This window comes from Cellulomonas sp. P4_B5_2 (genome assembly GCF_056402235.1).
This window is the reverse complement of sequence record NZ_JBFUHU010000113.1, coordinates 1-10245: the sequence shown is the minus strand read 5'-3', so window position 1 is coordinate 10245 and position 10245 is coordinate 1. Positions and strand designations below refer to the sequence as shown.

The 10245-nt window shown below is 73.7% G+C and carries 17 protein-coding genes; 9 read left to right on the top strand and 8 right to left on the bottom strand.

Features of this window, described 5'->3' with window-relative positions:
- Positions 1-141 (bottom strand): NAD(P)-binding domain-containing protein (locus AC1DUQ_RS10085; RefSeq protein ID WP_477073734.1); only part of this gene is annotated, 141 nt, incomplete at its 3' end.
- 52 nt (positions 142-193) lie between these two features.
- Between AC1DUQ_RS10085 and AC1DUQ_RS10080 the strand changes: the two genes are divergently transcribed.
- Genes AC1DUQ_RS10080 through crcB form a run of 3 tightly spaced genes read left to right on the top strand, consistent with a single transcriptional unit; the run spans position 194 to position 1472 of the window.
- Entirely contained in the window at positions 194-703 is a 510-nt protein-coding gene (locus AC1DUQ_RS10080) for a universal stress protein (RefSeq protein WP_477062533.1), read from the top strand.
- On the top strand, positions 700-1110 hold the full coding sequence (locus tag AC1DUQ_RS10075; RefSeq protein ID WP_477062532.1) for a fluoride efflux transporter FluC: 411 nt from the start codon (positions 700-702) through the stop codon (positions 1108-1110). Before AC1DUQ_RS10080 ends, AC1DUQ_RS10075 begins: the two co-directional genes overlap by 4 nt.
- Positions 1107-1472 (top strand): fluoride efflux transporter CrcB, encoded by a 366-nt coding sequence (gene crcB / locus AC1DUQ_RS10070; protein WP_477062531.1) that lies wholly within the window; start codon positions 1107-1109, stop codon positions 1470-1472. The genes AC1DUQ_RS10075 and crcB overlap by 4 nt, the downstream gene beginning before the upstream one ends.
- Here crcB and AC1DUQ_RS10065 read toward each other — a convergent pair.
- The 3 genes from AC1DUQ_RS10065 to fabI all read right to left on the bottom strand — a co-directional run bounded on the left by AC1DUQ_RS10065 (position 1469) and on the right by fabI (position 4165).
- The gene (locus AC1DUQ_RS10065) at positions 1469-1780 is read right to left on the bottom strand and encodes a DUF2249 domain-containing protein (RefSeq protein WP_477062530.1); all 312 of its coding nucleotides are present in this window, start codon (positions 1778-1780) and stop codon (positions 1469-1471) included. The two genes, crcB and AC1DUQ_RS10065, sit on opposite strands and share 4 nt — an antisense overlap.
- A gap of 76 nt (positions 1781-1856) precedes the next feature.
- On the bottom strand, positions 1857-3311 hold the full coding sequence (locus AC1DUQ_RS10060; protein WP_477073733.1) for a nitronate monooxygenase: 1455 nt from the start codon (positions 3309-3311) through the stop codon (positions 1857-1859).
- A gap of 86 nt (positions 3312-3397) precedes the next feature.
- The gene (fabI, locus tag AC1DUQ_RS10055) at positions 3398-4165 is read right to left on the bottom strand and encodes an enoyl-ACP reductase FabI (RefSeq protein ID WP_477062528.1); all 768 of its coding nucleotides are present in this window, start codon (positions 4163-4165) and stop codon (positions 3398-3400) included.
- 111 nt (positions 4166-4276) lie between these two features.
- On the opposite strand from fabI, the gene AC1DUQ_RS10050 reads away from it, so the two are divergent.
- Both AC1DUQ_RS10050 and AC1DUQ_RS10045 read left to right on the top strand, forming a co-directional pair.
- Entirely contained in the window at positions 4277-4861 is a 585-nt protein-coding gene (locus AC1DUQ_RS10050; RefSeq protein ID WP_477062527.1) for a TetR/AcrR family transcriptional regulator, read from the top strand.
- A 20-nt stretch (positions 4862-4881) separates the two neighbouring features.
- Positions 4882-5751: an alpha/beta fold hydrolase gene (locus tag AC1DUQ_RS10045; RefSeq protein WP_477062526.1), complete on the top strand. Its 870-nt coding sequence runs from the start codon at positions 4882-4884 to the stop codon at positions 5749-5751.
- Here AC1DUQ_RS10045 and AC1DUQ_RS10040 read toward each other — a convergent pair.
- Entirely contained in the window at positions 5748-6389 is a 642-nt protein-coding gene (locus AC1DUQ_RS10040; protein ID WP_477062525.1) for a cation efflux transmembrane domain-containing protein, read from the bottom strand. The genes AC1DUQ_RS10045 and AC1DUQ_RS10040 overlap by 4 nt on opposite strands.
- The gene (locus tag AC1DUQ_RS10035; RefSeq protein WP_477062524.1) at positions 6374-6706 is read right to left on the bottom strand and encodes an ArsR/SmtB family transcription factor; all 333 of its coding nucleotides are present in this window, start codon (positions 6704-6706) and stop codon (positions 6374-6376) included. Before AC1DUQ_RS10035 ends, AC1DUQ_RS10040 begins: the two co-directional genes overlap by 16 nt.
- Positions 6707-6767: 61 nt before the next feature.
- Between AC1DUQ_RS10035 and AC1DUQ_RS10030 the strand changes: the two genes are divergently transcribed.
- Together AC1DUQ_RS10030 and AC1DUQ_RS10025 are read left to right on the top strand one after the other, a co-directional pair.
- Positions 6768-7970: an MFS transporter gene (locus AC1DUQ_RS10030; RefSeq protein ID WP_477073732.1), complete on the top strand. Its 1203-nt coding sequence runs from the start codon at positions 6768-6770 to the stop codon at positions 7968-7970.
- Positions 7967-8293: an ArsR/SmtB family transcription factor gene (locus AC1DUQ_RS10025; RefSeq protein WP_421742948.1), complete on the top strand. Its 327-nt coding sequence runs from the start codon at positions 7967-7969 to the stop codon at positions 8291-8293. Before AC1DUQ_RS10030 ends, AC1DUQ_RS10025 begins: the two co-directional genes overlap by 4 nt.
- Before the next feature lies 1 nt (position 8294).
- On the opposite strand, the gene AC1DUQ_RS10020 is transcribed toward AC1DUQ_RS10025, so the two are convergent.
- Positions 8295-8780, bottom strand: a complete 486-nt coding sequence (locus AC1DUQ_RS10020; protein ID WP_477062522.1) for an N-acetyltransferase family protein — start codon at positions 8778-8780, stop codon at positions 8295-8297.
- An 8-nt stretch (positions 8781-8788) separates the two neighbouring features.
- Complete coding sequence (locus tag AC1DUQ_RS10015; protein ID WP_477062521.1) at positions 8789-9163, bottom strand: ArsR/SmtB family transcription factor; 375 nt, start codon at positions 9161-9163, stop codon at positions 8789-8791.
- A 106-nt stretch (positions 9164-9269) separates the two neighbouring features.
- Between AC1DUQ_RS10015 and arsM the strand changes: the two genes are divergently transcribed.
- Both arsM and AC1DUQ_RS10005 read left to right on the top strand, forming a co-directional pair.
- Positions 9270-10037, top strand: a complete 768-nt coding sequence (gene arsM, locus AC1DUQ_RS10010; protein WP_477062622.1) for an arsenite methyltransferase — start codon at positions 9270-9272, stop codon at positions 10035-10037.
- Between the two features lie 3 nt (positions 10038-10040).
- The coding region (locus tag AC1DUQ_RS10005) for a hypothetical protein (RefSeq protein WP_477073731.1) at positions 10041-10245 on the top strand (205 nt) is incomplete at its 3' end.

Genomic DNA, 10245 nt, shown 5'->3' with positions numbered 1-10245 from the left:
GTCGCCGAGCTGCTCGACCAGGTCCGTGAGGGTCTCCGGGCCGCGGGAGTTGCTGACGACGACGTCGTAGCCGTGCGAGATCGCGAGCTGGGCGAGCGTGCCGCCGATGTGGCCTGCGCCGATGAATCCGATAGTGGTCATGGGTCACCGCAACCTCCACGACCGGGCGGGTGTTCCCGCGTAGCCTCGGCGGGTGACCCGATCCGCACCGCACGCGTGGCACGGCGTGCCGACGCCGGACGGCCCGACGGTCGTCGTCGGCGTGCTCCCGGGGCAGTCGCCGACCGTCGTGCAGCAGGCCGCGGGTCTCGCTCGCGCGATGCGCGCCGACCTCGTGTGCGTGTGGTCCGACGCCGCGCGCACCGTCGTCGCGCGGGAGCCGGACGGCACCCTCGTGACCACCCCGCTCGACCCGGACCACGTCGACGATCCCGGCGACGAGGTCGAGAGGTCCGTGGCCGTGGAGGTCGAGCGGAACCTCGAGGGCTCCGACGTGCCGTGGCGGTTCGTCTACACGGTCGGTGAGGCCTCGCGCGAGCTGGGCCGCGTCGCGGGCGACGCCGGCGCGGCGATGATCGTGGTCGGCAGCCGGCGCCCCGGGCTCGGCGGGTGGATGAACCATCTGATCGGCGGCTCGACGGCCGGCCACCTCGCCCACACCCAGCCGCTGCCGGTCACGATCGTCCCGCAGGAGCATCGGTGACGCGATCCCCGCACCTCGATCCGAGGCTGGTCGCGGTCGTGGCGCTGGGCGGAGCGGTGGGGACGACGGGCCGCTGGGCGGTCGCCGAGTGGCTGGGCACGTCCCCCGGCGGGTGGCCGACGGCGACGTTCGTCGTGAACGTCCTCGGGTCGTTCCTGCTCGGCGTCCTGCTCGAGGCGCTGCTGCGGCGCGGGGAGGAGTCGCGACGGGGTCGGCTGGTGCGGCTCGGCGCCGGCACGGGGGTGCTCGGCGGGTTCACCACGTTCTCCAGCCTGGCCCTCGAGCTGGAGCGACTGCTCGCGGCCGGTCAGGTGACCATGGCCGTGGCCTACGGGGTGCTGAGCGTGGTGCTCGGGCTGCTCGCCTGCGTCGCCGGCGTCGCGCTCGGTTCGCGGCGGGTGCGATGACCGTCCTGCTCATCGCCCTCTTCGGCGGGATCGGTGCCGCCACCCGGTTCGTCGTCGACGGCTCGGTCCGCTCGCGGTGGAACCGGGTGTTCCCGCTGGCCACGCTCGCGGTGAACGTGTCGGGGTCGTTCCTCATCGGCCTGCTCGCCGGCGCGCACGTCTACCACGGGCTCGGCGAGACCTGGCAGGTGGTGGCCGCGACCGGGTTCTGCGGCGGGTACACGACGTTCTCCACGGCGATGGTGGAGACCGTCCGGCTGATCCAGGCGGGCGAGCTGCGCCGCGCCACTGCGAACGCCGTCGGCTCGGTGCTGCTCTGCCTCGGCGCCGCGGCGTCGGGCGTCGCGCTGATGGCTCTCTAGACGCGCGTCAGGCGCACGCGGCAGTCGTCGCGCTCGTCGACCAGGAACTCGATCTCCAGCGCACCGGGAGCGTCCTGCTCCAGCTCCGCGAGCAGCCGGACCGGCTTGTGCGGTGCGACGAGGATCATGGACTGGCCGACGGGGATCGCGCTGAACGCACCGCGGATCGCCGCGTGCCGGACCGGGCGCGGCAGGCTGCGCGCGTCGACCACGATCTCCTCCTCGGACGCGTGCCCGCAGCCGCACACGTGGCCCTCGGTCGCCGCGGCGGGCGTGCCGGTCGAGATCTCGACGTGCTGCGTGGTCATGAGGTCCTCCGAGGTCGGTGACGGGCGCCCCCCGAGTATCCGGCGCCCCCTCCTCCCGAGACCGGGACCTAGGGCTCTACAGCGCCGGCTCCAGGAGCCAGTCGAGCACCTGGTCGGCGGACCAGCCGTCGGGGTACAGCTCGGCCAGGCGGCTCGCGCCGTCGAGGTCCGTGCCGAGGGTGACCAGCGCCTCCTCCTCGCGCCCGTCGGGCCGGGTCTGGCCCAGACCGACGTCAGCCGAGAGCGCGTTGCACAGGCACACCCGGCCCTCGGTGTCCTGCTCGGAGCCGCCCTTCTTGACGTACATGGCGACCGGTTCGGCCGGGCACCGGAACCCCACCCGGTTGTCGTCCCTCAGGTACGGCGACCRCAGGTAGCCCAGGTCGCAGAGGCGCGGCCGGGCGCTGCGGATCGCGGGGTCGGAGAGCGTGCCGGTCAGCTGGGCGACCTTGAACGGGAAGCCCGTCGGGGAGGCGTCCCCGTCGGTGAGGACCTCGAGCTCGCCGGCGCGCAGCAGGGCGAGGAGGCGGTCGCGCAGCTCGTCGGTCAGGCCCGAGTCCGAGCTGAGCGCGAAGGCGGTGCCCACCTGGACGCCGGTCGCGCCGGCGGCGAGGGCCTCCTGGACCGCCTCGGGCGTGCCCAGCGACCCGGCGAGCCAGAACGGCAGGCCGACCGCGGCGACCTTGCTGACGTCCGCCTGGTCCCGGGCGCCGAACACCGGCTGGCCGCGCTCGTCGCGCACCGGGCGACCCCGCGGCGGAGCGTTGTGACCGCCCGCGCGAGGGCCCTCGATGACGAACCCGTCCGGGCGGATCGTGGGGTCACGGGTGAGGTAGGCGGCCAGGACCTCGCTCGACACGATCGCGAGGAACAGCGGTCGGTCCAGCGCCGGCAGGTCGGGGCCGAGCAGGTCCGGCGGGYCGATCTCGACCACGTGGTCACCGCCGGGGTCGCCGGCGACGTCGACGGGCAGCTGCGTGGGGCGGTTCGCGGCGAGCTCGTCGAGCAGGTGCGGCAGGTGGCGCGGGATGCCGGCGCCGACCAGCACCGCGTCGACCCCGGCGAGCATGGCGCCGTACACCGCCGCCGGCATCGCCATCTGGACCTTCTCCAGGCAGTTGATGCCGATCGGGCCGTCGTGACCCTCCTTGGCCAGCCACACCTCGACGAAGCTGGCCAGCACGGTCAGCTCCTGGACCGAGCGCCCCGGGCGCATGCTCAGCCGCGGGACCGGTGTGTACGCCACGCCCGCCGCGCGGCCACCCGGGCGCAGGTGCCGCTTGAGCACGCGCTCGACGATCGCCGGGACGGGGAACGCGGCCATCGCGCGGCGGACCGAGCCGTCGAGGTCACCGTCCTCGAGCCGGCGGGCCAGCACGAGGTCCAGCGCGGTGCCGGACACGACGCCCAGCTGCCCGCGACGCGCGACCGCGGACGCCAGGCGCCACGACGAGACCGCGACGCCCATCCCGCCCTGGATGATCGYCGGCAGCGCGCGGCGCAGGGACCGGACGGGCGGTGGTGTCGGCATCGGACCTCTCCAGACCTACGGGAGCGTAAGTTACGCAACCGTAGGTGAAAGGTCCGGCGTGGAGCCGGGACCAACGACCCTGGCTGTCACATCCCCATCGCGTGGACGCCGCCGTCGACGTGCACGATCTCGCCGGTGGTGGCGGGGAACCAGTCCGAGAGCAGCGCGACCACCGCGCGGGCGGTCGGACCGGCGTCGCCGACGTCCCAGCCCAGGGGAGCCCGAGCATCCCAGCCGCCCTCGATCGCCTCGAAGCCGGGGATCGCCTTGGCCGCGGTCGACCGGATCGGGCCGGCCGCGACGAGATTGCAGCGGATCCCGTCGGGCCCGAGGTCGCGGGCGAGGTAGCGGGACGTCGACTCCAGGGCCGCCTTGGCCACGCCCATCCAGTCGTAGACCGGCCATGCGACGGTCGCGTCGAACGTCAGGCCGACCACCGAGCTGCCCCGGACCATGAGCGGCTGCGCGGCGACGGCCAGCGCCTTGAGCGAGTACGCCGAGATCTCCAGGGCCGTGGCCACATCGGACCACTCGCCGCCGAGGAAGTTCCCGCCGAGCACCGCCTGCGGGGCGAAGCCGATCGAGTGGACCACCCCGTCGAGCCGGTCGGCGTGCTCGCCGACCGCACCCGCGAGCGCGGCCAGGTCCTCGGCCGAGGTGACGTCGAGGCGGACCACCGGTGCCGGTGCCGGGAGGCGTCGGGCGATGACCTCGGTCAGCCGCTGCTGGCGTCCGAACGAGGTGAGCACCACCTGGGCGCCCTGCTCCTGCGCCAGCCGGGCGACGTGGAACGCGATCGAGCCCTCGGTGAGCACGCCGGTCACGAGGATCGTCTTGTTGTCGAGCAGCGCCATGGCGTCGACGGTAGCGCCCGGGGGACGGTTGCCTTGGGTCGTCCGGCCGGATGATCCCGTCGGACGACGTGGTAGATGCGCCGGACCGCACGATCGTGCTATTCATGGACTATGGGCAAAGGTGACGACACGCGTCAGGCGGTGATCGACCAGGCGGTCGAGATCGCCGGGCGCCTCGGCGTCGCCGGTCTGACCATCGGCACGCTCGCGTCCGCCACGGGCATGTCCAAGTCCGGCCTCTACGCGCACTTCCGGTCCAAGGAGGCGCTCCAGCTGGCCGTGCTCGCGAGCGCGCGGGAGCACTTCGTCGACCAGGTGATCCGCCCGGCGCTCGCGGCACCCCGTGGTGAGCAGCGCGTCCGCACCCTGTTCGAGCGGTGGCTCACCACCTCGTCCTCCGGTGCGGCCGGCTGCCTGTTCGTGTCGGCGGCCACGGAGTTCGACGACCAGCCCGGCCCGGTCCGCGACCAGCTGGTCCGGGACCACTGGGACCTCGCCGAGTCGCTCGCGCAGGTCTACCGCTCCGGTGCCAAGGACGGGGCGTTCCGGGACGATCTCGCGCCCGAGCAGTTCGCGCACGACCTGCACGGGCTGATGCTCGCGCACTTCCACGCCTTCCGGCTGCTGCGTGACCCGGCGGCCGAACCGCACACCCGCTTCGCCTTCGAGCGGCTGCTGCAGTCCCTCCTCCGCTGACTTCCCCTGGGAGACCTGAAATGACCCAGCTGTCGACCGAAAAAAGCACGACCGTTCGTACGCAGCTCCCGCCCGTCCCGCCGCTGGTCCGGTCCGCGGTGCGGGCCCTGGACCGGGTGGCCCCCGAGCTCGTCGCCCGCGGGGCGCTGCGGCTCTGGTGCACCCCTGCTCGCGCGAAGCACCCGTCGGCCATCCCCGGCGGCACCGCGTTCCGCACCGGTCCCATCGTCGGGCAGGTCTGGGGCGACGGACCGAGCGTCTACCTGGTGCACGGCTGGGGCGGCCACCGCGGGCAGCTGCGCTCGCTGGTCGAGCCGCTCCTGGCGGCGGGCCTCCGGGTGGTCGCGTACGACGCACCCGCGCACGGCGACTCGGGGCCTGGCGCCCTCGGTCGCCGGCGGACGACCCTGCCCGAGATGATGTCCGCGCTCGGCACGGTCATCGACGCGCACGGTCCGGCCCACGCGGTCGTCGGCCACTCCATGGGCGCGGCCGCGAGCGCGCTCGCCGTCCTGGACGGGACGCCGACCGAACGGCTCGTGCTGGTCACGCCGCTGGCCGACCCGTCCACCTACACGGTGGGCTTCGCGCACACGCTGGGGTTCAGCGAGCGGACCCGGCACCGGTTCGTCGTCCGCATGGAGAAGCTGGCGGGCCGCCGGCTGGCGGACCTCGACATCCCCGTGCGGGCCGCCAACGCGCGCCGGCCGCTGCCCGCGACGCTCGTGCTGAGCGACCGCGCCGACAAGGAGGCCGACCACGCCGACGGCACCCGCATCGCCCGCGCGTGGCCGGGTGCGGAGCTGGTGGTCAGCGACGGGCTGGGCCACCGCCGGATCCTGCGGGACGACGAGACGATCAAGCGGATCGTCGCGCACGTGACCGGCTAGTCGGCGTCCGACTCCAGCAGGGCGCTGACCGGGACCGTGCAGGCCTCACCGCGCCACGCCTCGAGGCCCTCGCGCACCGCGAACCAGGCGATGACCAGCGCGGCGAGCGGATCGGCCCACGTCCACCCGAGGGTGCTGTTCAGGACGAGGCCCACCAGCAGGACGCCGGACAGGTAGGCGCAGAGCAGGGTCTGCTTCGAGTCGGCGACCGCCGAGGCGGAGCCCAGCTCGCGTCCGGTCCGGCGCTCGAACCAGGAGAACAGCGGCATGATCACCAGGCTCGCGGCGGCGAGCACGATGCCGACCGTCGAGTGCTCCGGCTCGGAGCCGCCGAGCAGCGTCCGCACCGAGTCGAGGGTGACCACGAGGGCGAGCCCGAAGAACGAGACGGCGATCAGTCGCAGGGCGGTGCGCTCGCGGCTCTCGGGGTCGGGTGCCGCGAACTGCCACGCGACCGCGGCGGCCGACAGGACCTCGACCACCGAGTCGAGCCCGAACGCCAGGAGTGCCGACGACGATGCCATCCGCCCGGCGACCAGAGCGACGACCGCCTCGACCACGTTGTAACCGATGGTCAGGGCGACGACCCATCGGATGCGCCGCTGCAGGACCGTGCGTCGGGTCAGGAGCACGTGCACCCCGCCGATCCGCAGCAGGTGGGGTCGACGGTGACGACGAGCCGGAGCAGGTCGTCGAGGGCAGGCGCCAGGTGGGCGTCGGCCAGCCGGTACCAGGTCCGCCGGCCGTCCGGGACCGCCTCGACCAGGCCGCAGCCGCGCAGGCAGGCGAGCTGGTTGGACATCACCTGACGGGAGACGCCGAGCGCGTCTGCCAGGTCGGACGGGTAGGCCGGGGCCTCGCGCAGGACGAGCAGGACGCGGGTGCGGGTCTCGTCCGAGAGCGCGTGCCCGAGCCGCGCGAGCGCGGCCGTGTGGGTGAGGGTGACCGTCTCCATGGACGCGAGAGTACAGACAATCGTGTATTCATTGCTTGCGTAGATGCGCAATGATGGAAGGATGCTCAGCCCGCTCAGACACCCGGTGTACCGCAGGCTCTTCGCCGCGCAGGTCGTGGCGCTCGCCGGGACCGGGCTGGCGACGGTCGCCCTCGGTCTCCTGGCCTACGACCTCGCGGGCGCCGACGCGGGCTCGGTGCTGGGCACGGCCCTGGCGATCAAGATGCTCGCGTACGTCCTCGTCGCGCCGGTCGCGGCCGTCGTGGTGGCGCGCCTGCCCCGGCGCGCGGTGCTCATCGGTGCGGACCTGGTACGGCTGCTGGTGGCCTCGATGCTGCCGTTCGTCGGCGAGGTCTGGCAGGTGTTCGTCCTGATCTTCGTGCTGCAGGCGGCGTCGGCGACGTTCACCCCGACCTTCCAGTCGGTGATCCCGCAGGTGCTTCCCGACGAGGACGACTACACCTCCGCGCTGTCCCTGTCCCGGCTGGCCTACGACCTCGAGGCGGTGCTCGCACCGGTGCTCGCGGCGGCCCTGCTGCTCCTGGTCCCGTCCGACGCGCTCTTCATCGGCACCGCGATCGGGTTCGCCGGGTCCGCGCTGCTGGTGGGCTCGGTGGTCCTGCCGCGCGGGGTTCCACCCGTCCAGGGGCGGTTCACGCACGAGGTGCGGCGGGGTGCCGCTCTGTTCGTCCGGACGCCGGCGCTGCGGCCGGTGCTCGCGCTCAACCTGGTGGTCGCGGCCGCCGGGGCGTTCGTGCTGGTGCAGACCGTGGTGATCGTCCGCGGTGAGCTCGGTCTCGGSGACGGCGTCGTCGCGCTGGTGCTTGCCGCCAACGGGCTCGGCTCGATGGCGGCGGCGTTCACGCTCCCGCGGCTGCTGCGCCGGATCGCCGAGCGTCGCGTGATGCTGGGCGGGGCGGTCCTGCTCGCAGTCGCCACCGCCGCGATCCCCGTCGCGCTGCACAGCCTCGCCGCCGTGAGCGTGCTCTGGGTGCTCGTCGGGCTCGGCTGGGCCGCCGTCGAGACCCCCGTCGGTCGGCTCGTGCGCCGCGAGGTGTCCACCGAGGACCTCCCCGCGGCGTTCGCGGCGCAGTTCTCCCTGTCGCACGCGTGCTGGCTGGTCACCTACCCGCTCGCCGGCTGGCTCGGCACGCTCGGCCTCGGGGTCGCCGCCGTCGTGCTGGCCGTCGTCGCGACGGCGGGGACGATCGCCGCGACGCTGCTGTGGCYGAGCCCCGCACGGGTGCGCAGCCTGCGATCATGACGACGATGGCCACGAACCCCGCCGATCTCGACCACGCGGTCGACATCCTGCGCCTGCTCGCCGACCGGACCCGGCTGGCCGTCCTCGCCCTGCTGGACGGGACCGAGCTGTCCGTGACGGCGATCGCGGAAGCGCTCGACCGGCCGACGCCCGCCGTCTCCCAGCACCTGGCCAAGCTGCGCGCCGGCCACCTGGTCACGGCCCGCCGCGAGGGCACGACGATCTACTACTCGCAGGCCAACGAGCACGTGTCCGCGCTGGTCACCAACGTCCTCCAGCACACCGAGCACACGCTCTACCCGGTGCCGCCGCACCACCGCTGAGTCAGAGGCGCTTCTCCACGAGGACGACGTCCCGCCACTGGTCGGCCAGCGGGCCGTACGTCATCCGTCCGAGGCGCTCGCGCGTGCCGACCACCCGGAACCCGGCGGCCGCGTGCACGGCGAGGCTCGTCGCGTTCTCGGGGAAGATGCCGGACTGCACGGTCCAGATCCCCTCCGCGCGGGCGTTCTCGAGCAGCGCGGCCAGCAGCGTCCGCCCGATCCCGCGGCCCTGGGCGGCGGGATCGACGTAGACCGAGTGCTCGATGACCCCGGCGTACGCGCACCGGTCCGAGACGGGGACCGCGGCCGCCCAGCCGACGACGGCGCCGTCCTCGTCGACCGCGACGAGCCGGTGGGCCGGGAGCCGTGCCGCGTCGAACGCCTCCCATGTGGGCGGGGCGGACTCGAAGGTCGCGTGCCCGGTGGCGATCCCGGCGGCGTAGATGCGCTCGACGGCGGGCCAGTGCTCGGCGGTCAGGGGGAGCATCGACACGCTCATGCGGCGGCGCCGGCGGTCAGGTGGGTGCCCAGCTGGTGCGTGACCGCGTCGAGCGCCCCGGGGACCAGGGCGTAGTAGGCCCAGACGCCGCGCTTGTCGCGGGTGACCAGGCCGGCGTCGACCAGGACCTTGAGATGGTGCGACACCGTCGGCTGGCTGAGCCCGACCGGCTCGGTCAGGTCGCAGACGCACGCCTCGGCGCCGTCGTGCGACGCGATGAGCGACAGCAGGCGCAGGCGGGCCGGGTCGGCCAGCGCCTTGAGCACCTGCGACAGGTCGGCGGCCGCCTGCTCCGTGATCGCGTCGCGGGTGAGCGGGGTGCAGCACGCCCCGCCGGAGGCGGAGACGACGGGCAGGAGATCGAGAGCCATGGCACCAGTGTGCCTCAGACATTCACGTCTGTCGATATTGACAACCGTCGATGGATGGGTGCATCTTGTCCATCGATGGTTGTCGATGCCTGAGGAGGCGGACGAGATGGACGAGGTGCGGGAGCAGGTGCGTCAGCGCTACGCGTTGGCGGCGGTGGAGACGCAGGCCGGTCTCGGGGGGTGTTGTGGCGACGGAGGCTGCTGCGCGCCGGGAGCGGTCGTCGACGTCGACGAGAAGTTCGGGGCGGGTCTCTACAGCGCGCAGGACGCCGTGAGCGTCCCTGTCGAGGCGCTGGCTGCCTCGCTGGGCTGCGGGAACCCGCTGGCGATCGCGGAGCTGAGGGCGGGCGAGCGCGTGCTCGACCTCGGGTCCGGTGGCGGGATCGACGTCCTGCTGTCGGCGCGTCGGGTCGGCCCGGAGGGGTTCGCCTACGGGGTCGACATGACCGACGAGATGCTCGACCTGGCCCGCGCCAACGCGGTCAAGGCGGGGGCCACCAACGTGGAGTTCCGCAAGGGCACCATCGAGGACCTGCCCCTGGACGACGCCACGGTGGACGTCGTCATCTCCAACTGCGTGGTCAACCTGTCCACCGACAAGCAGGCCGTGCTCGCGGAGGCGTTCCGGGTGCTCACGCCGGGCGGGCGGGTGGGGATCTCGGACATCGTCGCCGAGGACCACCTCACGCCGGAACAGCGCGGCGAGCGCGGCTCGTACGTCGGCTGCATCGCGGGCGCCCTGTCCCGCACGGAGTACGTCGACGGCCTCACCCGCGCCGGGTTCACCGACGCGGAGGTCACGTTCACCCACCAGGTCGCGGACGGCATGCACGGCGCCGTGGTCCGCGCCCGCAAGCCCCGCACGGAGGAGTAGGCCATGCACCCGGAGCTGTTCGCAGTCCTGTACGACGAGCGCGAGCGTGAGCTGGAGGTCGAGCTGCGGCGCCGGCTCCTCCTCGCGGAGCGCGCGCCGCGGCCGGTGCGTTCCTGGCCGCGGCTGCCGCGGCTGACGTTCCGGGCGACGCCTACCGTCTGCGCCGCGGCTGCCGCGGCTGACGTTCCGGGCGACGCCTACCGTCTGC

What these genes read in the sequence shown, in the direction of transcription:
- crcB (WP_477062531.1), top strand. Translation starts at nt 1,107, where the DNA reads ATGACCGTCCTGCTCATCGCCCTCTTCGGCGGGATCGGTGCCGCCACC.
- AC1DUQ_RS10065 (WP_477062530.1), bottom strand. Translation starts at nt 1,780, where the DNA reads ATGACCACGCAGCACGTCGAGATCTCGACCGGCACGCCCGCCGCGGCG.
- fabI (WP_477062528.1), bottom strand. Translation starts at nt 4,165, where the DNA reads ATGGCGCTGCTCGACAACAAGACGATCCTCGTGACCGGCGTGCTCACC.
- AC1DUQ_RS10050 (WP_477062527.1), top strand. Translation starts at nt 4,277, where the DNA reads ATGGGCAAAGGTGACGACACGCGTCAGGCGGTGATCGACCAGGCGGTC.
- AC1DUQ_RS10045 (WP_477062526.1), top strand. Translation starts at nt 4,882, where the DNA reads ATGACCCAGCTGTCGACCGAAAAAAGCACGACCGTTCGTACGCAGCTC.
- AC1DUQ_RS10035 (WP_477062524.1), bottom strand. Translation starts at nt 6,706, where the DNA reads ATGGAGACGGTCACCCTCACCCACACGGCCGCGCTCGCGCGGCTCGGG.
- AC1DUQ_RS10025 (WP_421742948.1), top strand. Translation starts at nt 7,967, where the DNA reads ATGACGACGATGGCCACGAACCCCGCCGATCTCGACCACGCGGTCGAC.
- AC1DUQ_RS10020 (WP_477062522.1), bottom strand. Translation starts at nt 8,780, where the DNA reads ATGCTCCCCCTGACCGCCGAGCACTGGCCCGCCGTCGAGCGCATCTAC.
- AC1DUQ_RS10015 (WP_477062521.1), bottom strand. Translation starts at nt 9,163, where the DNA reads ATGGCTCTCGATCTCCTGCCCGTCGTCTCCGCCTCCGGCGGGGCGTGC.
- arsM (WP_477062622.1), top strand. Translation starts at nt 9,270, where the DNA reads ATGGACGAGGTGCGGGAGCAGGTGCGTCAGCGCTACGCGTTGGCGGCG.